General features: G+C 58.3%; 20 protein-coding genes. 8 read left to right on the top strand and 12 right to left on the bottom strand.

What is annotated here, in order from left to right; all coding sequences use genetic code 11:
- Nucleotides 1–15: 15 nt before the first annotated feature.
- The 4 genes from KF767_13860 to KF767_13845 all read left to right on the top strand — a co-directional run bounded on the left by KF767_13860 (nucleotide 16) and on the right by KF767_13845 (nucleotide 5250).
- Complete coding sequence (locus tag KF767_13860) at nucleotides 16–1365, top strand: dicarboxylate/amino acid:cation symporter (protein MBX3018967.1); 1350 nt, start codon at nucleotides 16–18, stop codon at nucleotides 1363–1365.
- Between the two features lie 69 nt (nucleotides 1366–1434).
- A complete protein-coding gene (locus KF767_13855; protein MBX3018966.1) occupies nucleotides 1435–2997 on the top strand; it encodes a hypothetical protein in 1563 nt (520 codons plus the stop codon).
- Entirely contained in the window at nucleotides 2994–4070 is a 1077-nt protein-coding gene (locus KF767_13850) for a hypothetical protein (protein ID MBX3018965.1), read from the top strand. The genes KF767_13855 and KF767_13850 overlap by 4 nt, the downstream gene beginning before the upstream one ends.
- Nucleotides 4036–5250, top strand: coding sequence for a pyridoxal phosphate-dependent aminotransferase family protein (locus KF767_13845; GenBank protein ID MBX3018964.1), 1215 nt, complete (start codon nucleotides 4036–4038; stop codon nucleotides 5248–5250). Before KF767_13850 ends, KF767_13845 begins: the two co-directional genes overlap by 35 nt.
- 28 nt (nucleotides 5251–5278) lie before the next feature.
- Here the strand turns inward: KF767_13845 and KF767_13840 are convergent, their stop codons facing one another.
- The 6 genes from KF767_13840 to KF767_13815 form a co-directional block, all read right to left on the bottom strand.
- Nucleotides 5279–5638, bottom strand: a complete 360-nt coding sequence (locus tag KF767_13840) for a hypothetical protein (GenBank protein MBX3018963.1) — start codon at nucleotides 5636–5638, stop codon at nucleotides 5279–5281.
- Nucleotides 5635–5967 carry a hypothetical protein gene (locus KF767_13835; GenBank protein ID MBX3018962.1) on the bottom strand — a complete coding sequence of 111 codons (333 nt, stop codon included), beginning with the start codon at nucleotides 5965–5967 and terminating at the stop codon, nucleotides 5635–5637. Before KF767_13835 ends, KF767_13840 begins: the two co-directional genes overlap by 4 nt.
- Nucleotides 5967–6362 (bottom strand): hypothetical protein, encoded by a 396-nt coding sequence (locus KF767_13830; GenBank protein ID MBX3018961.1) that lies wholly within the window; start codon nucleotides 6360–6362, stop codon nucleotides 5967–5969. The genes KF767_13835 and KF767_13830 overlap by 1 nt, the downstream gene beginning before the upstream one ends.
- Nucleotides 6363–6472: 110 nt before the next feature.
- Entirely contained in the window at nucleotides 6473–8041 is a 1569-nt protein-coding gene (locus KF767_13825) for a hypothetical protein (protein ID MBX3018960.1), read from the bottom strand.
- A 57-nt stretch (nucleotides 8042–8098) separates the two neighbouring features.
- Nucleotides 8099–8659, bottom strand: coding sequence for a leucyl/phenylalanyl-tRNA--protein transferase (locus KF767_13820; protein ID MBX3018959.1), 561 nt, complete (start codon nucleotides 8657–8659; stop codon nucleotides 8099–8101).
- Nucleotides 8660–8745: 86 nt separating this feature from the next.
- On the bottom strand, nucleotides 8746–10245 hold the full coding sequence (locus KF767_13815) for an ATP-dependent DNA helicase RecQ (protein MBX3018958.1): 1500 nt from the start codon (nucleotides 10243–10245) through the stop codon (nucleotides 8746–8748).
- An 86-nt stretch (nucleotides 10246–10331) separates the two neighbouring features.
- On the opposite strand from KF767_13815, the gene KF767_13810 reads away from it, so the two are divergent.
- The 3 genes from KF767_13810 (at nucleotide 10332) to KF767_13800 (ending at nucleotide 13915) form a co-directional block, all read left to right on the top strand.
- Complete coding sequence (locus tag KF767_13810; protein MBX3018957.1) at nucleotides 10332–12440, top strand: elongation factor G; 2109 nt, start codon at nucleotides 10332–10334, stop codon at nucleotides 12438–12440.
- 120 nt (nucleotides 12441–12560) lie between these two features.
- Complete coding sequence (locus KF767_13805; GenBank protein ID MBX3018956.1) at nucleotides 12561–13598, top strand: DUF21 domain-containing protein; 1038 nt, start codon at nucleotides 12561–12563, stop codon at nucleotides 13596–13598.
- Nucleotides 13595–13915, top strand: a complete 321-nt coding sequence (locus KF767_13800) for a divalent-cation tolerance protein CutA (GenBank protein ID MBX3018955.1) — start codon at nucleotides 13595–13597, stop codon at nucleotides 13913–13915. The genes KF767_13805 and KF767_13800 overlap by 4 nt, the downstream gene beginning before the upstream one ends.
- Nucleotides 13916–13963: 48 nt before the next feature.
- On the opposite strand, the gene KF767_13795 is transcribed toward KF767_13800, so the two are convergent.
- A complete protein-coding gene (locus KF767_13795; GenBank protein MBX3018954.1) occupies nucleotides 13964–14119 on the bottom strand; it encodes a hypothetical protein in 156 nt (51 codons plus the stop codon).
- A gap of 66 nt (nucleotides 14120–14185) precedes the next feature.
- Here KF767_13795 and pyrE point away from each other — a divergent pair, with 66 nt between their 5' ends.
- Nucleotides 14186–14713, top strand: coding sequence for an orotate phosphoribosyltransferase (gene pyrE, locus KF767_13790; protein MBX3018953.1), 528 nt, complete (start codon nucleotides 14186–14188; stop codon nucleotides 14711–14713).
- A gap of 135 nt (nucleotides 14714–14848) precedes the next feature.
- Here pyrE and KF767_13785 read toward each other — a convergent pair whose 3' ends face one another.
- The 5 genes from KF767_13785 to KF767_13765 form a co-directional block, all read right to left on the bottom strand.
- Nucleotides 14849–15283, bottom strand: a complete 435-nt coding sequence (locus KF767_13785) for a hypothetical protein (GenBank protein ID MBX3018952.1) — start codon at nucleotides 15281–15283, stop codon at nucleotides 14849–14851.
- Between the two features lie 329 nt (nucleotides 15284–15612).
- Complete coding sequence (locus tag KF767_13780; GenBank protein MBX3018951.1) at nucleotides 15613–16431, bottom strand: class I SAM-dependent methyltransferase; 819 nt, start codon at nucleotides 16429–16431, stop codon at nucleotides 15613–15615.
- Between the two features lie 16 nt (nucleotides 16432–16447).
- Nucleotides 16448–17503 carry an alpha-ketoacid dehydrogenase subunit beta gene (locus tag KF767_13775; GenBank protein ID MBX3018950.1) on the bottom strand — a complete coding sequence of 352 codons (1056 nt, stop codon included), beginning with the start codon at nucleotides 17501–17503 and terminating at the stop codon, nucleotides 16448–16450.
- On the bottom strand, nucleotides 17503–18627 hold the full coding sequence (locus KF767_13770) for a thiamine pyrophosphate-dependent dehydrogenase E1 component subunit alpha (GenBank protein ID MBX3018949.1): 1125 nt from the start codon (nucleotides 18625–18627) through the stop codon (nucleotides 17503–17505). Before KF767_13770 ends, KF767_13775 begins: the two co-directional genes overlap by 1 nt.
- 166 nt (nucleotides 18628–18793) lie before the next feature.
- Complete coding sequence (locus KF767_13765; protein MBX3018948.1) at nucleotides 18794–20803, bottom strand: carboxy terminal-processing peptidase; 2010 nt, start codon at nucleotides 20801–20803, stop codon at nucleotides 18794–18796.
- Nucleotides 20804–20896 lie beyond the last annotated feature (93 nt).

Here is a 20896-nt window from a genome sequence, read left to right as displayed (position 1 = left end):
GTTATCCGATTCGTTATGTCCAAAGACAATTCGAACGAACTGAATACGGAAGCGACAGAGTTGAAACCCTCTCATGGCAGCGGCCGTCCCATTTTAATCGGGTTGATCGCGGGGATCGTTTTGGGACTGATCCTGCAGAACGCCGTCGACGTCGAATCGCGCAACTGGATCGTCAAAAACCTCCTCAACCCCGTCGGCATCGCGTTTTTGCGTTCACTGTTCATGATCGTCGTGCCGCTCGTTTTCACCTCGCTCATGACCGGCGTCGCGCAGCTGGGCTCCACGGAAAAATTGGGGCGTCTGGGCGGACGTATCGTCGCCTTCTACATCGCGACCACCATCGTCGCGATCTTGATCGGTCAAGCGGTGATCATGATCGCGCGGCCGGGCGACGGCGTGCCACGCGACGTGGTCGTCGCCGCGCAGGAACAGTTCGGTGACCAGATCAATGCTTTCAAGAAAAGCGGCGAAGAGCAAAAACAGGCGCTCTGGCCCGGCCTCGTGGAAAGCGTCATCCCCAAAAACATCATCGAGGCCATGGCCGGCGGCGAAATGCTGGCGATCATCTTCGTCGCGCTTCTTTCGGGTATCGCGCTCATGACGTTACCGAAAGAAAAAGCCGATCTGATTCTGGGCCCGGCGGACACGGTCTTCGAGGCCTGCATCGTCGTCGTGGGCTGGATCATGAAGCTCGCGCCCTTCGCGGTGGCGGCCCTCGTCGCCGCAGCGATCAGCTTCTTCGGGATCGGCCTCATGAAGAACGTGCTGCTCTACATGCTGGTCGTGATTCTGGGTTACGGCCTGCACCTGTTCGGAACCTTCGGTCTTGTTTCGAAGTACCTGCTGCGCGTGCCCGTGAAAGAGTTCATCAAGCGCATGATGCCCGTCATGGTGACCGCGTTCTCGACCAGCTCGTCGAACGCCGCCATCCCGACCATCATCCGGACCTTGGACAAGTCCTTCGGGGTGCCGGAAAAGATCACGAGCTTCTCGATCCCGCTGGGCGCGACCGTGAACCAGAACGGCTCGGCGCTCTTCGAAGTGGTCGCGGCGCTTTTCATCGCCCAGGTCTACGGAATCCACTTGGGCGTCGCCGACCAACTGACCTTGATCCTGCTCGTCCTGCTGACGTCGATCGGGGTCTCGGGGATTCCCGGGGGCTCGATTCCCCTACTCATGACCGCCATGGCGACCGTAGGTATTCCGCCGGAGGGCATCGCCCTGATCCTCGGTGTGGATCGCATCCTCGACATGGGCCGATCGGTGCTGAATGCCGTGGGTGACGCTCTCGGTGCGATGTACCTCGCCCGCGTGGAAGGGGCGACGCTGTTGACGGATCTGCCCATCGAGGTCGAGAAAAAGTAAGTCCCCGACTTTTCGCCCGTCGCGCCCCGGCCCCGGCGTTCCGATATGGAACTCGGAGAGCCAAAGCGTATGAATTTCAAGCCGAATTCGGAACTCTTCAGCAAGATCTGCGGGATCGCGTTCATCGCGATCGGCCTGGTCGCGCTTTATCTATGGCGTCCCGTTTCGGCCGTCGCCCCCGCTCCGCCACCGGCGCGCGTGGTGAAATTGCTGTCCACCCAGTGCCTGAGTCATGCCGCCCGCGTGGCGATCACGATTGAAGCCGAAGCGAACCTCTTGCAACTACCCCACGTTCTCACCGAACGCGAACTCATCGAGATGCAACTCAACTACCTGCGCAACTCGGTCCTCGCGACGTATCCCGAAATCACTCATTTCTCATTCACCGCCGAGGACAAAACCCTCAAGGTCCTCCGTCGCGAAGAGACCTTCACCGACCTCAAGACCGAATTTCGTTTCGACACCGGTATGCTCGAGCCCGTCAGCCCGCGCTTGCGGCAGCTGATCGCGCAAAAAGAAATGGCGGCCGGAGCGCCCCAGCGCAAAGTCCGTTACCAGGCGCAAGCCGAAGCCGTCATCTGCTCCGACACACCACTCACCGAGCCCCGCGAACTCAAAATTCCGCTGCCGCAAAATCCCGAAACCGCCTTCTGGTCCGTCGCCTCCGCCGACTGGCAAGAGCTGCGCTTCAAATCCATCACGCGCACGATGAACCCCTGTGCGGAAGGCGAACTCGCCGATCTGCCGCAACCCGAATTCTACTGGTACTTCTGGAATCCGTCCCGCCGGATCTCGAGCGATCGAACTTGCCGAGATCTTCTCTCGCGTCAGTTGACCCGCGCGGATGTCCGCATGGTTCCGCTCTCGACGGAAGACACCGCCCCTCCCGCCCTGAGCGCACGCCGCGCCAGTTTGATCTTGGGTTGGCTCGACACCCAATACGACGCCACGAAAGAACTGGGCGCCGTCGCAGAGGCCGCGCGCCGAATTCTGAAGGGTGAGGACGGACCCGGCTTCCGCGTCGGCCCCGGACGCGATCCCAGCTCCCTGATGCTGCTCGAAACACTTTCGGACATCCGTCGCCGCGCGGGTGAAAACTTCGACTACGCCGTTCGCGAAAAGGGATCTTCGATCGAATTCACGCTCGAATTTGAAGACCGCCGCGAGCTGCGCATTTACTGGGGACCGACGGATGCCTTAGGCCAAGTCCCGGCCCGTCACTACGAATTTTTGGCGCGCGCCATGCGCGAAGACGACATCCTGGTTTATGGTGGTCACGCCAGTCTGGGACAAAGCTTAACCCCCACGACCGAAAATGCCGCCGAACTCACGCATACGCCGGGGCGCCGCCAGCTGTTGGCCTTCTTCAGTTGCTACTCCGTCAACTATCTCAGCCACCATGACGTGAAACCTTGGACCTCGGCGGACCAAATTTATTTGATCACCACCGCCTCTTCGATGTCCCGCTTCACCCACGCCTCACTGAAACTTCTTGAGCCCGTCATCTCGGGCCAAGCCTTGGATCTGACGGAACTCACGCCCGCCAACACCTGGAGCGACGATCAATTCGTGGTGAACGAAATCTATCGTCCCTTCGCGCTTGAGCCCGTCGCGGAAAGGATCACCCAATGAGTCCCGCCCGCGCCCTTCCCGCCTTCGACGAAGCCGGCTTCAAACGTTTGGCGACCACGGGATTTTTTGCCCCCGCCGCGGGTCCACGCGATCTGATTCGCCGCTACCGCCGCCTGGGGGAACGCGGAACGCCTTTGGGTTTCGGCGTCTCGTGCGTCGCGCACCAAATCAGCGTCGAGCTGATCGCCCACTACGGCACCCAAGCGCAGAAATTGCGCGCGCAAGCCCCTTTGCAATCCGGTGAGTGGATCGGCGCGATCGCCAACACCGAAGGCACCGGCGGAACCGATATCCGCTCGATGGCTTCCAGAGTCGAAAATGGACTTCTGCACTCCACCAAGAATTGTTTTACGAATGGCCCCGCGGACCTGATTTTTCTTTCCGCCTGGACCGAGGACAAACTTGAAGTCCTGATGATCGAAGGCACCCGGCTGACCCAAGAGGACTTGCGCTTCGAGCTGGCCGGCTTTCGCTCGGGTCGCACCGGAAGCCTGACGGCCCGCGGACTCCCCATCGATCTGGACACCGATCGTTTAGGGCAAGCGGGACAGGGTTTTGAAATCTTGAAGTTCTGCTTCGATCTGGAACGGCTGATGATCTCGGCGCTGATTCAGGGCACTTTAAGTCGCACCGAAAAAGAACTCGTCCGCGCGTTCCAGGAACGTCGCTCCTTCGGCAAGAATCTGGTCGATCATCAATGGGTTCAAGACAAAGCCATTGAAGTCCGCAAGGCTCACTATCTTCTGCGCGGACTTCTTGAGATCTGCGCCTTGGACTACCGTGAGCACAAAGGATTTGCGGCGGGTTTGCGCGCGTTGAACACGCCCCTTTCGCTTCTCAAGTGGCAAGCCGTGGACCACGGAATCACCGCGCTCACCGCGGCCTTCGAGGCGGGCGGCGTCCGCTCATTGCAGGACGAAGCCCCCCTCTTGACGCTTCTGACCGACCTTTACCATCTGAAGTTTCTGGGCGGAACCCGCGAGCTTCAGAAAAGTTTTTTGTGGCAAGACCTTCTTCAAGGATACGAGGAATCGCAACATGAGCAAATTCGAGCAGCTCAAAAAGCTGGATGAGTCACGCCTGTACAATCTGCCGATCGAGGCCGTGAACGGCCGCGAACTCAGCTCGCGCGGGCGTAAGCTGCTCGACTTCGTGAACACGAACTATCTGGGTTTCGAATTCGATTTGGCGCACTCGATCCGTGCGGAGGAATACCAGCGCCAGTGGGGATCGCTTTGCGGCTGGTCGCGCATGGAGATCGACGCCGACATCTATCCCACGCTCGAAAAACGCGTCAGCGAATTTCTCGGCGCGAAGGAAACCCTGCTCTCGCATACGATCACCCTGACCAACTTCAGCCTGATTCCCGGCATCGTCGGCAAAGGCACGCTTTTCTGCGACGAGATCGTTCACGCCGTCGTCTTCGAGGCCTGCCGTCTGGCGCGCGATCACGGCGCGCAGCTGAAACGCTTCAAACATCAGAACTGGGAGGACCTCGAAGCCCAGCTGAAAGATCCGTCCCTGCCCTCGCCGAAACTGATTTGCGTGGACGGAGTCTACAGTGTTTCCAGTGAGATCGCCGACATCCGTCGCCTGCATGAGCTTTGCCGGAAATACGACGCCTACCTCTACGTCGATGATGCCCATGGCTTCGGCGTCTTGGGTGAAAATCCCACCGTCGAGAATCCCTACGGCACCGGCGGCACCGGGGTCGTTCGCCACTTCGGTGAAAACTTCGAAAGAATTTTCTACGTCACCAGCTTCGGGAAAGCATTCAGCTCACATACGGCGTTCGCCGCGATTCCGGACGCCTATCAAGAAAACTACCGCAGCTTCTGCACCCAATATCTTTTCTCGGCCGGCATGAGCCCCCGCACGATCGGCGAAGTGCATGACGTCCTCGACTTCAATGCGAGCGAAGGCGAATTCCGGCGCGCGAAACTTCGTGGACTCGTACGCCGCTTCGTCCAAGGAATTCAAAGTCTGGGTTTCGCTTGCTGGAACGTGAAAGAACAGCCGGTGATCTACGTGCCCGTGGGCGACCTGGACACCTTCATGAAGGCGGCCGCGTTTATGGACCGGGCGGGCATCATCGCGGGTCTACGCGCGTACCCCTTGGTGGGAAAAAACGAGTGCGGCTTCCGCTTCGCGGTCACCGCACTTCACGAGACTCGACATATCGATCAGGCCCTGACGGCCCTCGCGGACCTTCGTCACATGATGGGGCCGCATCTGCTCGAGCGCAGCGCCTAGCGGGCGCCGCCACCTCACAAACGCGCGCCTAGCGGGCGCCGCCCCCACTATCATCAGGGAAGGTGGGTTTCGCGACCTCTTTGTAGGGGGTCGAGGCGAAAGCGCCGAACTTGATGCCGTTCGCTTTGTGCTCTTTCATGCATTGGTCCGCCGAGGGGCAGCCCTCGGGTGTGCTGGCACAGACGACGTTCGAAACGCTGGTCTGATTGTCACAGACCACGACCGCCGCGCAGATATTCGAAGCGCACGCCGCCGCCACCCGTGTGTTGTCCCAAATGTCTCCGCCCGACGCCTTACTGTAACGGCAGCCCTTGTAGTCCGCCGCCGATGCGACGGAAAACGTCAGCGAGAAGAGAGCCAAAACCAGAAAGTTTTTTGCGGAAATCATTTCTTCTCCTTTTTCGCGGGCGCCGTTTCACCGGCCTTCGCGAGAACCTTCTTGTTCATGTCGATCCACGAACGGAGCTGCTCGCCGGTCACGCTGATCTCGACCGAGTTGCCGACGACGGGCTTCTCGTCCCGCAACGCCTTTTTCACCCATTCGGCCGGCGTGCGCAGAAACACTTTGGGATAACGGGGATCACAGTTCAGCTCGTAATGCGATTTATCCCAGGACTTCACCGTGCATGTCGAGGTCCCGCGATTCATGACGCTGGCCGAAGCCATTCCCGAAACCAACAGCAGGGCGATCGAAATCAAAGATGTGCGGATATTCATTACTCCACTCCTTCTTGGTTCGCGGGATCCAAACTGCGAGTGGGCAACGCCTTGCTCTCGGCCACTTTGAAGTCCTCATCGATCATGACCGCTTCGTCCGCGAAACAGTCGTTCGCGGTCGGGCACTGATTGCCTTTCGCACGGCAGGCCACTTTGGTTTTGATGGTCGGCGCACCGGCGCCATTGTCACACATCACCCACGCCACGCAGATGTCGGTACTGCATTTCGCGACGGCCTTCGGGATCACCATCGTGCCCTGGGTTTCGTAGATGTCTTGATCGCCCGAACGGTACTTCTTCAGCTCCTTGGGCAGATCACGAAAATAGTAGCAATTGTTTGCGAAAGCCGGTGACGCGAGTCCCAGCAGCAAACCCCAAACGAACAGCAATTTCATAAGGGAATTCTCCTTTAGCCATAGGCTGCGCCTTCAGGCTAATCCAATTCCCGGCACCCCGCTGCGGGGCAGAGAAATCTTGATCTAGAACTAGGCGAACGTCGGGATCTTTACTCAACGCCCGGAACGGCGTCGGCAGGTGAGGTTTGCGTCGACGGCGATGAGAGGTCGGCATCCAACCGCTGCAGGGCTTGGCAAGCCTGCTTCTCGATCTCTTCGTCCTTCGCCGGCTGCCCCTGGCAGAACTTTGCTCCGAACCGACCACCGACCAGCTGTTGCCCTTCGGTCCAATCGAAGTCCGTGCGCCAGGTGTCACGGCGTTCACGGGCCGACGTGCAACGCTCTTCGGACCATCCGGGGCAAAAACTCTGCTGGGGGCGGATCCCCGTGCCGTCCTGGAAGTAAGGATCTCGACCGGCGCTGAGCGGAGGGGCATTCCAAACCTCGCCCGAAGGCCCCGAACGCGTCAGGATCGACGCGTCGATGTTCTTCTTCCACATGTCCCAATTCATCTTCGCCCGGTTCTCCGCCAGAAACTCACTGCCACCGACCGCAATGATCTGGCGGCGGCCCTCGTCACTTTCCAGCCAAGCCGCGATGGCTGCGGATTCTTTCTCGAGGCCCCGCGTATCGTTCCAGTTGACGCCAAACTGAGCCTCGATCAACAGGCGTACGGAATCATATTTCGAGGTGGTCGCGGACTGTCGATTTCCGCGATACATGCTCGCGATCTTGGCCAGCAGCTTCGCCGCACCGTCTTCCGACATCCCACAAGCTCCCAACCGGCAGCCCATCACCGCCGCGAACGAGGTGTGGTAGGCCTTGGCCGGCAGCGCCCCTGGTCCTTTGGTCGGCGCCTGTAGCGACGAAATCTTCTTTTTGAGATCCGCGCTGATATCGACGTCCGCGCCCAGGGCGCCCGGCGCATAGAACGAGGACGACGATCGAGGACAGTCGATCTTGAGCCCCGTGTTCCCCTGTTGACCGATGACGTCGATCACCCCTTTCAAGGCGGGGCTTTGGCCCTTCCCTCGACGTTCACGAATACCACGCAAGTAAGCCGAAACGACCGGGCCGCTTTCGGGTGACTTCGAAAAGTCGATGACCGTCGGCAACGAGTTCTCGATATCGTCATGCCCGCAATGTCCCACCAAAGCCATGGCGACGGCCCGGTTCCCCTGCGCCAGCTTCATCGCACTCTCTAGAGCGAAGCCCGGCTTCTTGTCCGCAAAAGATCCCTGTCCCAACTTCGCATTCAACGCAGGTCGGCCCGCGTTCACCCGATCGGGGCGCGAGCCCCACTCTTCGCCATCCGCCCTCGCCTTGTTGATGTCGCGGTAGTAGCGATCGGTCAGCACGGCCAGACACGGACTTCTCGAAAGCCTCAACTGATTGTAAGCTTTGACGCTGGAGTTGGACTTCCAAACATCTTCGGAGTCGGCAGAACTGCTCCGCGCGAACAACGTCTGTCCCAGCACATCCTTCACGCAGGTGATTTTAGATTCGGGAATCAAAGCCCCCAACGCATCCGCAACTTGCAGCCAGCGGGTCGGGGTCGACACGGGGGGAGGCGTACGAGTGATGGTCAGCCCGACGTCCTTGTCCGAGTTCAGTGAAATCACGCCCGCGGACGCCGCCCCCGAGGCGATGAAAAGTAAAACCAAGACGATCCGCCACATGTCTTTATTGTCGGAATTCTTGGAGTTGTCGGAAAGGCCTCTTCTCAAATTGAGACACTAAACGCCGATGCGCTTGAGGAACTCTTCACGTTCGATGTACTTCCCGCCCAGACTCTCCACCACCGAGGTCACCATCTGCATATCGGCCCAGGTGTGGCCCCGGCGCTGAAGCTCCTCGAGCAAAAACCACAAACACAATTTCGAGGCGTCGCTCACATGAAAAAACATCGACTCGGCCGAGAAATACCTCTCGGAAAGAACGCCGTAAATGCCGCCGACGAGCTGGCCGTCCCAACGGGCTTCGACGCAAAGGGCCTGCCCCTCGTCAAACAGCGCGCCATAGGCCGGAATCATCTCGGGCATGATCCACGTCCCGTCTTGGCCGGGGCGGGGCTTCAACTGACATTCGGTCATGACCGCCGCGAAATCGCCATTCAACCGGAACTCCCAGGAGTCCTCGACCCGGCGGCGCGCTTTCGCCAGCGAACGCGGGATATGCAGATCCGCGAAGTCCAAAACCCCGCGGGGGTCCGGCGAAAACCAAAGCCACGGCATTCCCTCTTGCGGCCACGGAAAAATCCCTTTGGCGTAGGCGGCTTTCAGCATCGCCGCGTTCATCGGTCCCCCGACGGCGACCAATCCCTCGGGGGAACTTTCCCGAGGATTCGGGAATTCGGACGCGGGACCACGAAACGTGCCCAAACTCACGCGCCGGCTCCCTTCGCCGCACACAAATCACAGATCCCGCAGGGCGCGATACTCTCGCCGAAGTAGGCGAGCACATCCTGCTGACGGCAGCCGCTTTTCATTTCGAGCAGCTGCGCCAGCTGGTAAAGCTTTTGCGACGTCACCCGCCGACGCGTCTCCGTTTTCATCGACGAGAACTCGGCCTGGCCCGGCTCCCCCACCGCGACGTAAGGGAAACGCAAGTCCGTCGCCACCGCCAAACAGCCCCAACGCTCGAGCATCGCCACCGAAGTTTCAGCGCGGTAGTCGCGTTTATTGTGGAAGTTGATCATCTCGCGCAGATAATCGAAGCCCCGCTGATCCAAGTCGGGGTCGCGCTTTTCGATCAGTCGGTAGACCTGCTCGATGACGGGCTCTTCCGGATTCCCCCACTTCAGGAACTCCTCTTGGATACTGAGATCGTCTTGATCCAGCAGCAGCTGCCCCGTCGCGGGAAGTCCGTCCCGTCCCGCGCGGCCGACCTCTTGAAAATAGGATTCGATGGAGCCGGGAATTTCCGCATGGATCACGCAGCGGATATTGGGTTTATCGATACCGAGGCCGAACGCGGGCGTCGCCAACATGATCGCGTTGTCGTCCGCCATGAAATCGCGCAGGGTCTTGCGCCGCTGACCCGCATTCAGCTGCCCGTGGTACATGAGGGGCTGAAGCCCCAAACGCTCCAACTCCCGCTTCACTTTATAAAGGGAGTTGATCAGCGCCGTGTAGACGACGACCGATCCTCCGCCACTCGCCACGACCTGATGGTGCAAACCGAAAATACCGCGAATCTTCTCGTCCCAGCCATAGACGTCATGGACATGAAGGCCCAGATTCGTCCGGTGCATGGGCGCGCGCAGGATCGTCGCGCCCTCCATGTTCAGACTCTTCAAAATGTCGTTTTGTACATTCGCCGTCGCCGTCGCGGTCAACGCGATGGTCGGCGGGTGGCCAAGGAAAGTGCGGATCTCTCCCAGGCGTGAATAGTCGGGACGGAAATCATGACCCCACTGCGAAATACAGTGGGCCTCATCGACCGCAAGCAGGCGCAGCTCCCCGCGCGCGACGAGCGCGGCCAAAACCTCACGAAATTCAGGTTTACGAAAGCGCTCGGGGGTCACGAACAGGATGTCGACCTTGCCTTCATCCACTTCTTTGAGGCGTGCCTCACGCGTGGGCCTGTCCAGCCCCGAGTGAAGCTGCCGTCCCCGCAGCCCCAACTTCTCGGTTTTCAAAACTTGATCGTCCATCAGCGCGATGAGCGGGCTCACCACCAGCACGAGCCCCTCGCCCAGGCCCGCCACGTACTGATAGACCAGGGACTTGCCTCCCCCCGTCGGCAGAAGCAAAAGCAGATCCCGTTTTTCGAGCACATGCGTGAGAGCTTCCGCCTGGAAAGGGCGGAATTGGTCCAGTCCGAAAACCCGCTTCAGGAAGGCCGGATCGGGCGTGGTGGTCGAGGTTTTTGCGCTTTGCATCAATCATCCTGCGGGCAGCTTGGCCGAGTCTTGAACTCATGATACCCCCTTATGTTCCTAAATGCGAATTCTTATACGGAGTACACATGGCTAAGACATGGGACATTAACAAAGTCCGCAATATCGGGATTTCCGCGCACATCGATTCGGGAAAGACGACTCTTTCAGAGCGCATCCTGTTTTACGGTGGACGCATCCACGCAATTCACGACGTGAAGGGAAAAGATGGCGTCGGCGCCACCATGGACTTCATGGATCTCGAGCGTGAAAAAGGAATCACGATCCAGTCGGCTTGTACTCAGGTCCACTGGAAAGACTATACCGTGAACCTCATCGACACTCCCGGGCACGTCGACTTCACCGTCGAAGTGGAGCGCTCGCTGCGCGTCCTGGATGGCGCGGTCCTCGTCCTTTGCGGCGTCGCCGGCGTTCAATCCCAGTCGATCACCGTCGACCGCCAAATGAAACGTTACGGCGTTCCCCGCCTCGCGTTCGTCAACAAACTCGACCGTCAGGGCGCCAACCCCTTCCGCGTGCAACAGGCCTTGGTTGAAAAACTGAAGCTGAACGCGGTCATGTTCCAAGTGCCGATCGGTCTTGAGGACAAACACGCCGGTAACGTCGATCTGGTCACGATGAAAGCGTACCGGAACGAAGGTGACTCGGGTGAAAACGTCGTCGAAATCCCGATCCCCGAAGATCTCAAAGCGCAAGCGGAAGAGTACCGCCAGATTCTGATCGAGAAGCTCGCGGACGTCGACGAAGGCATCGGCGAAAAGTTCCTGATGGAGCAAGAAATCACCATCGAAGACATCCAAGCGGCGACCCGTAAGGCCGTCATCGCTTTGAAACTCGTTCCCGTTTTCTGCGGTTCGGCTTTCAAGAACAAAGGCGTCCAGCTTCTGCTCGACGCGGTCGCGGCTTATCTGCCCACGCCCGCCGAGAAGCACGAGTTCGCGCTCGACCTGGACAACAACGAAGCGAAAGTCCCGCTCGTTCCGGATTCGACCAAACCCTTGGTCGCCCTGGCGTTCAAACTCCAGGACACTCCGTTCGGTCAGCTGACGTTCATGCGCGTCTACCAAGGCAAGTTGTCGAAAGGTGATTTCATCATCAATACGACCAACAGCAAGAGCGTGAAAATTCCGCGTGTCGTCCGGATGCACGCCGAGAAGATGGAAGACCTCGAATCCGCGGAAGCGGGCGACATCGTCGCGATGTTCGGTATCGATTGCGCGTCGGGTGACACTTTCGTCCACGAAGGCACCAACGTTGCGATGCAGTCGATGCACGTTCCCGATGCGGTCATCTCGCTGGCGATCGCTCCCAAGGATAAGACGTCGACCAACAACTTCTCCAAGGCGCTGCAAAAGTTCCGTAAGGAAGATCCGACCTTCCGCGTTCACCGTGACGAAGAATCGGCCGAGACCATCATCCAAGGTATGGGCGAGCTTCACTTGGAGATCTACGTCGAGCGGATGAAGCGTGAGTTCAACTGCGACGTCATCGTCGGAGCTCCGCAGGTCGCTTACCGTGAGACCATCGCGCAAGAAGCGTCTTACGATTACCAGCACAAAAAGCAGACCGGTGGTTCGGGTCAGTACGCGAAAGTCGTCGGCAAGATCGATCCGCTCCCTCCGCAAGAGGACGGAAAGACCTTCCTGTTCGAGAACAAAGTCGTCGGTGGACGTATTCCGAAGGAATTCATCCCGGCGGTGGAAGAAGGTTTCGCCGAGCAGTGCGCGAAGGGTCCGCTCATCGGTTTCCCGATCGTCGGCGTTCACGTCGAACTGCATGATGGTGCTTACCACGATGTCGACTCGAGCTACATGGCGTTCAAAATCGCGGCGATGGCGGCGATGCGTGAGGTTTACCCCAAAGCGAAGCCCCAGGTCCTCGAGCCCATGATGAAGCTGGAAACCACCGTTCCCGAGGAATACCAGGGACCGGCGACCGGCCAAATCAACCAGCGTCGTGGCGTGATCCAGAACACCAGCTCGATCGAAGGCAACGCGGTCATCGAAGCCCACGTTCCCCTCACCGAGATGTTCGGTTACGCGACCGATCTGCGTTCGGCCACGAAAGGAAAAGGCGAGTTCACGATGGAATTCTCGCACTACGCGGTCGTTCCCCGGAACATCCAAGAAGACCTTGTCAAGAAGTACCAAGAGAAGCGCGCGGCCGAAAACAAATAAGGTCCGCCTTCGAACTGCAAAGTTCCTCAAAAACCCGGGTCACCACCCGGGTTTTTGTGTTTCTGGGCCCCGGCATTCCTTGCCATCCGGCCCGCGTCCTATAAGCTCAGCCGGACTCCCATGACCGCGATTATTGCGCTGAGCCTTCTCGTCATTTTTGTTAGCTTCATCTCTTCTTTCCTGGAAGCCGTCTTCCTTTCGATCAGCCCCGCCTACGTCCAAGTCGCGGTTCGCGAAGGGAAACGTTACGGTCTCTTGCTTGAACATCTGAAAGAGAACGTGGACCGCCCCATCTCGGCGATTCTCTCGCTCAACACGATCATGAACGTGGCCGGTGCGGCCGGGGTCGGCTCCATGACCCAAAAGCTCTATGATGACATCATGGTCTCCATCGTTTCGGCGATCTTGGGCTTCTGCATCCTCGTCTTCTCGGAGTTCATCCCCAAAGTCCTCGGCACCATCTACTGGAAGCAGACCGCGCCGCTGGCGGCGTACCTGATCCAAGCGATCATCTTCGTGCTGTACCCCATCGTCTGGCTGGCGGAAATGCTCGGTCGGATTTTCGCGCGCCCTGAAACGGCGGGTGTCACCCGCGAAGAGATGATCGCCACCGCGGAGCTCGGCGTAGAGGAAGGATCCCTTCACCGCAAGGAATCCATGATCATCAAGAACCTGCTGACGCTGAGTTCGCTTTACGTGTCGGACATCATGACCCCGCGGTCGGTCTTCTTCGCGCTCGAATCCGAGGAAACGGTCGAAGAGGTCCACCTTCGCCATAAGCCCATTCGCTTTTCGCGAATCCCCGTCTATCACGACAATCTGGATCACGTCGTCGGCATCACCATGCGCTGGCGGATTCACGAGGCGCTGTCGAACGACCAACACTCGCTCAAGATCAAGGACATCACGACGCCCATCTCGACCGTTTCGGAACGGATGACGGTTTCGGGACTCCTCGACTTTTTCATCCGCAAGAAAGAGCATTTGGCGCTCGCCGTGGACGAATACGGAATCGTCACGGGACTGGTGTCGCTGGAAGACGCGATCGAAACGCTTCTGGGCGTCGAGATCGTCGACGAACTCGATAACGTCACCGACATGCGCCAGTACGCGCTCGAGCAATGGCAAATCCGCAAGAACCAGCTCCGGCGGACATGAGCCTCGCCGTTTACTACGCGGTCTTCCCCGACGGGCCGACCGCCGAAAACATCTGCCGCCAACTCGTGGAAGAAAAGCTGATCGGCTGCGCGAACATCTTCGCGCCCCATACGGCCATCTATCCCTGGGACGGCAAAATCGAAACCTCCAAAGAGGTCCCGGCGTTTCTCAAAACCGAGAGTGATTTGCATCAACGGCTGGAAGCCCGCTACCTCGCGCTCCATCCCTACGAAGTCCCCTGCCTGCTTCGTTTGCAAGTCGACGCGATCAATCCCGGCTATGCCGACTGGCTTCGTTCGCTCTTGCAGAAGAATTAACCGACAATCCACATTGATGTGGATTGCAGCGTGGAAGGGGAACTAGTGCTATTTCGACGCCGGGATCGCCGTCGGAGCCCGGTTTGATTCGCCGAGTGGTGCGTTGAGCGCCCAATGCACAAGAAATGCGGTCAAGGCCGTCAGCAGCCCTAACACCACAAAAAGTCTCAATGTTCCTGAATCCGGCTGACGTTCGTTCTTCATCTCACGACTTCCTTTGAACCCTTGGCCCGTGCTAAAGCATTTCCAATGCCAATTTCCGGAGGATCCATGACGCGCCAAGAACTCGCCCGCAAAATCTACGAAGTCGCCTACCTCCGCGGGGAATTCAAACTCCGCTCGGGCCAAACTTCGAACGAATACTTCGACAAATACCGCTTCGAAAGCCAGCCCGAGATCCTGCGCCAGATCGCGAAGCAGCTCGCGCCCCTGATCCCCGCAGGCACCGAGGTCCTCGCCGGCCTCGAGATGGGCGGCATCCCCATCGCCACGGCCCTTTCGCTAGAAACCGGCATCCCGGCCCTTTTCGTGCGTAAGAAGGCCAAAGAGTACGGCACCCTCCAGGTCGCGGAAGGCCTCGATTTCAAGGGCAAGAAGTGCTGCGTGATCGAAGACGTCGTGACGACCGGCGGCCAGGTGCTGCTCTCCACCGAAGACCTCCGCAAGGCCGGAGCGATCATCGGTCACGTCCTCTGCGTGATCCATCGCGGGGAAGGTAACCCCATGGCGACCGCCCAACTGGAGCTGAAACCGCTCTTCACGATGGCGGAGCTGAAAACAGCGGGCGGTCAGGCTTAATTATCGCGATTGCCGAGATGGCCTCGCTTATCGCGATTGCTGAGATGGCCTCGCTTATCGCGATTGCTGAGATGGCCTCGCTTATCGCGATTGCTGAGATGGCCTCGCTTATCGCGATTGCTGAGATGGCCTCGCTTATCGCGAGGCTGGCGAGCGCGGATTCTTCGAAGATTGTTCGACGAGTTCGATGCCGAAGTTGCCGAGCTCGGTCATGAGGCTCGGTTTGAACGGAGTGCCGCGCATTTTTTTCTGGGTGAGCTGACGCTTTGCTTTGGCGCGGCAGGTTTCCGCCGCCGCCGAATGGGGACAAGCCTTCAGCTCGGCCCGACGACGCTCATCTTGATCCAGCTTCAGATGATGCGCGAGCGCGATGTACTCTGAGTGGGTCTTCACTTCACATTTCGCCGCGAAACTTTTCAGATCATCACAAGCGCAGCCCGTCTCGGGGCAGGCTTTGGTCGCCGACGCGGGCACGCGGCCCGATTTTTTAGGCGCGGGCTTCGCCAGAGCCATCGAAACGCTCAGGCCCACCGTCAGCATGATTCCAAAATGAATGGATTTCTTCAGCACTCGTCGCCCCCAACCCTATTCATTTTTCGGTATTTGAACCGGTTTGTTGAGGGGGCAATTCTCATCTCAAACTGAAGCGCAGAATACGTCTCAAAACGAGACGTCCGTCGTCCTAGACCCCACGAACAAACGGCTCCCCGATGATGAGCAATTCGTTTTCACGGAGTTCCTGGAAGAACTTTTCTTTCGGTCAGTTGGGGCCTCCGCAGCGCCCGGATGGCGTAAGCCTCTGCGGTGAGGCCAGGATGGCCGTGCCCCAAATGAGCGAAAGAAAAGTTCTTTCAGGAACCCTAAGGAAGCGACATGGCTCATCATCGGGGAGCCGTTCCCTACTTCTCGCTGACGAGGTACGCGATCCAGCTCTGGCAACTTTCGCCATGCTCGACACGCTTGAACTTCCCATCGCCACCGCCGGCCTTCGTGGTCCCTTCCCAGTAAAGATGGGTGCGGCGGAAGCCCGCCTCTTTCAGGATTTCTTTCAGCTCGGGAATACTCCACATCCGCCAGTCGTAAGTGAAAACGTCTTCGCGCTTTCTTTCGCCGTCCACTTTGAAGTGGATCGCGAACTGCGCGTAATTCGTCGCGGGATCGTAACTTTTCTGATCCCAGTAGTAGGTGAAGCCCTTGTGTTTGGTTTTCTCTTCGTTCGCGTCGTAGCAGAGGCTTCCGCCGAACAGATCCTGCACGAAAACGCCGTCTTCGTTCAAAGTACGGTGCACGTTTTTGAAGTAACCCAGCATCTGTCCGCGATTTTTGAAAATGAAATACGAGAAATTCATCGCCGCGACCAGATCCACCTTCGGCAGATTTGGATCAAGAACGTTCCCACGCATGATCTTCAAACGTTCGCGCTGTGCGGGCGAAAGTTTGGGCAGGATGTGGGCATGCCCGTATTCGAGCGGTTCAGGATCCAGATCCACCCCGACGCCGGTATGTTTCGGACTCAAGCGAATCCAATCCGCGCTCAGCGCGTAGGTCCCGCAGAAATCCTCGCGCATCGATTCCGGAGCGACCCCGCGACACTCTTTGTACACATCCCGCAAGAAGACGACGTCGGTCTCGGTCGATTGCACGGATTTACTGTAATAGTCATATTTATCGAAAACGGGACGCGCCGGTTTGTCGGCGCGTTTCGAGATGGGTTTCAAGAGGGATCCTTCGTGATTAGGGAGCTTCGTTCAGAGTCTCGAGCACGGTGGTCAGAATATCCAATTTTTGGGGAACGGATGCGTCCTCCAAGTTGGCGTGCAAACCGATGCCGGGAACGTTTTTACCGGCGACGACTTTCGGACGCGCGAGCAAACTGTAGAACAGCTCCTGGACGCAGCGGTAAACCAAGTGCTCGGCGAAATTCGTGACCTCGGTGTCCTCATTGACGAAGACCACGCGTCCGGTTTTTTCGATCGAAGACTTTAAAAGCGGCCAATCGTAAGGATAGATCGAGCGCAGATCGATGACCTCGATCGAATGCCCTTCCGTCGCCAGATCTTCGGCCACTTCGCGGCAAGTGGCCACGTGACGTCCGTAAGACACGAGCGTCAGCTGTTCGCCTTCGCGGACGACTTTGCCTTTACCGATCGGCACCACGTACTCTTGCAGCTCCGGCCAGCGCGGCGTCCATTTCGAACGATCGCCGATCGGCGCATCGATCATCGCCTTCAGTTCCTTCTCGCTTTCGGGTTCGCCAGGAATCAGGTCTTCCCCGCGCACGCGCATCAGCGCCTTCGGTTTCAAATAAAGCACCGGGTTCGGGTCCTGAATTGCCGCCAGCAGCAGACCGTAAGCATCCAAAGGATTCGACGGCATCACGACTTTCCAACCCGGCAGGCGCGACGCCCACGCGTCGAACGAATGCGAGTGGTAAACCGAGCCGCGAATGCCGGCCCCGCAAGGTGACATCACCGTCAGACCCATCGGGTACTGGCCATTCGTGCACCACAACGTATTGCCCGCGATCTTCAGCAGATCGACCGTATTGAAAATGTAGTCGCAGAATTGGATCTCGGCGACGCAGCGGTCGCCGGTCATCGCGATCCCCATCGCCATGCCGATGATACCGCGTTCGTCGAGCGGCGTATTCCAGGCGGTGTCCAGACCCTGCGTCGCCGTGAAGACGCCGCCCAAAGGCGCGCCCACGTCCTGACCGAAGATGTCTTTCACTTCGAGATGCTTTTCACCGTAGTGAAGCGCCATGCGGATGGCTTGAGCCATATTTGCCATTAGAATTTTCTCCAGTCCGCGTTCTCACCGCCGAAGTAAACATGATCCCAGATCGACTCGGGAGTGGGTACGGGTTCGAGGCGCGCTTGGGTCTGTGCGCCCACGCCTTCCGCCTCGTAAGCGGCCCAGATCTCTTTCGCATCGGTCTCTTTCAAGTAGCCCGCCTTCAAAAGGCGTTTCTCGAACTGACGAACGGGATCGATTTCAGAATCGACGAAGTTCGCGCCGCTCGCCGACGAGTGACCGTACAGGCGAGATAACCGCGCCTCGATGAACGCGGGCTTACCGGTTTTGCGGATATAGTTCATGTCTTCTTGAACCGTCAGGTAGCTCTCGATGGGATTGTTCCCGTCGATGACACGCGCACGGATGTTAAACGCCTTCGCGCGATCCGCAATATTCGTCTCGCCGTGCTGTCCATCGTAAGAGGTCGAAATCCCCCACTTGTTGTTTTGCACGGTCAACAGCATCGGCAGCTCACGGCCCTTGCGCGACGCCCAGATCAGGCTGGATGCGAAGTCACCTTCCGCCGTTCCCGCGTCCCCACCCGAAACGATGGTGATGCCTTTTGTCTTACGGCGCTTCTGCACATGCGCGGTTCCCAGCGCGATGATGTATTGAACTTCGATCGGCGAAGTCACGGGCGCGACGTTCCACTTCGGAAAGACGTAGTGGTTCGAGAAGTTCCGTCCACCGGTGGACGGATCGGTCGTGCGATTCATCATCAAACGAATCGAATCGATCATCTCGAGCCCCAACGCGACCAGCGTGGGCGTGCAGCGGTAATGCAGGTGCAGGTAATCGTAGTCCGGGCCTTGGCCCTTGTTCACGTTGTGCCCCAAAGCCACGCCCCAGGCCTCTTCACCGGGTGCGCCGATCCAGAAATACGACTCGCCGGCTTTGTAGATCTTGATCAAACGGTCTTCGAGGACACGCGACTTGACCATGTCGTTGTACATCTTCAAGCAGAGCTCTTTAGGAAGCAGCTTCAGCTCGCGGTCACCGGAGGCTTTCGCGGCCGGGGCGACCTTCTTCGAGGTCTTACCGGCCGTTTTAGAGACCGCTTTTTTAAGAGGGGCCCGTTTCGCGGACGAATTCTTCGCCGAGGCAGTGGATTGAGTCATGCCCCTGTTCTCGGGGAAAGGCCCCGCTTTCTCAATTGTTGGGGCTCTGCGCTAGAAACAAAAACCCCGGTCTTTTTGACCGGGGTTTTGAGCTGGAAGCCCAATGAAAAAAGGGCCTACATGTTCTGCTGCGCAGCTGGCTTATTTGTTTTGCTGCGCAACCTGTTTATTTGTTTTGCTGAGCAACCTTACCGCCACCCTCAAGCGAGATCAGGTCCATGAGCACCGAGACCGCCTCCAGGATGTCGGGGCGCTTCAGGTACTCTTTGTCCCGCTCTTCTTTGTTGTAGCGAGTGGTGCGAGCCTTCTCTTTTTCTTTGTCCTTTTTACCCTTGTCCTTCATCACTTCGGACAGGCGGATCATTTTGCCGTTGTCTTTGGCCTTGTTCAGCTCTTCCACGATCTTTTTGAACTCGTCGTTCTTCTCCACGCGCTGGCGGGACTTGTCCGCGAGTTGTTTGATCATGTCGGGCTTGATCTCTTGCCAAGCATCGGGGCCGGTCTTGACGTACGCATCGGACGTCAGGAAGGCCGGAATGGTCGACGGCGGCAGCGAGTAGTCCAGGGACTTCTCACCCACCTCATCCGAGTCAAATGCGCCCGGAATCACGACATCCGCCGAAACCCCACGGTGCTGGGTCGAATTCCCGCCCGCGGTGTAGAACATGCCCACCGTCACTTTCAGTGCGCCGAGTTCGCCCGAAGAGGGCGGAATCTCGATGACCGACTGAACCGTGCCTTTACCGAACGTATGGTCCGAACCCACGATCACCGCGCGACGGTAATCCTTCAGGGTCCCCGCCACGATCTCGGAGGCCGAAGCCGACACGCGGCTGGTCAGGATCACGAGAGGTCCCGGCCAGTCGACGGTGGCATCGGTGTCCGCCAGCGTGATTTCGCCGCGCGAATCGTCGCGCGAGCTTTGTTTCACGACGTTCCCTTTACCGAAGAACAGACCCGCGATTTTGACGGCGTCATCCAGGCTTCCGCCCCCGTTCGTCGACAGATCCATCATCAAACCGTCGAGCTTTTTCGCCCGAGCTTCGGTGACCAGTTTCTTCACGTCCGCCGCGCTCGAGCGACCGCCACGACGGGCGTCCGAGTAGAACGAGGGGAAGTTGATCACGCCGATCTTCTTCTTCACGCCATTGACGTCGCGATCGATGACCGCCAGCGAAGCCGCCTGGTCCTCGAGTTTGATTTCATCACGAACCAAAGTGATGTCTTGGCGATCTTTGCCGTCGCCTTTTTTACGCAGGATCGTCAGGCGCACTTTCGTACCCTTCTTCCCGCGGATCTTTTTCACGACGTCGCGCAGATCCATTTCGATCACGTTTTCCATCGGACCTTTTTCTTGGCCGACGGCGATGATCTTGTCTTGGTTCTGAATCAGACCCGAACGCGCGGCGGGACCACCGGGGACCAGATCCTCGACCACGGTAAAACCGTCGGTCGAAGACAACGTCGCGCCGATCCCTTGCAGCGAAAGCGACATCGAGATCTTGAAGTCTTCATTGTTGTCCCGGGGCATGAAATCCGAGTGCGGATCCATCCCGTGCGCGAAAGCTTCGAGGTAACCCGAGAACAGGTCCTCTTCCTTCGTGTCGGTGATCCGTTTCAGCGCGCGATCCCAGCTTTTCAGCACGTTCGTCTTCGCTTCATCCAGCTTCATATCGGTCGCCAGATAGTTCGAAACCTGGAAATGGATATACTTTTTCAGGAACTCTTCCGCTTCCGCGGTGTTCAACGGATACGCTTTCTTACCCGGATCGAAAACGAATTCGGTCTTGGGATCGAACTTGTAGTCCTTGCCCAGAAACTTTTTCGCGAAATCCGTGCGCTCGGTGATCCGTTTCGCCAGGATCGTTTGCGCTTCCTTCAAAGGGGCGCAATCTTTCTTCTCGATCTTGTCGAAGATTTTCGTCATGAGCTTTTTGATCTCATCGACGTCGGTCTTCAACAGATACACTTTCGTCGGATCCAGCTGCTTCACGTACTGGTCGACCACGCGATCTTGCAAAGCCTGATCGCGCTTCGCGTACTTCACGTGCTGGGATAAAAATCCCTGCTCGATATGGGTGATGTACCGGCACTGCAGTTCGAGTTCCTTCTGCGCGAACGCGGGAAGGGAACCCAAAATCAAAGATGCCAAAAGGAGTTTCGAACGAAGTGCCATGAACCGGCCATCCTTTCAAAGAAGATGAGGAATTCAGAATACCAGAGGGCACGGGCCTCGTGAAACTATCGGCGCAAAGTCCCGCCGTCTGGA

This window comes from Pseudobdellovibrionaceae bacterium (genome assembly GCA_019637875.1).
In the GTDB taxonomy this organism is placed as follows: Bacteria; Bdellovibrionota; Bdellovibrionia; order Bdellovibrionales; family Bdellovibrionaceae; genus JAHBUW01.
The sequence above is the reverse complement of the archived record's forward strand: the minus strand, read 5'-3'. Positions and strand labels throughout refer to the sequence as shown.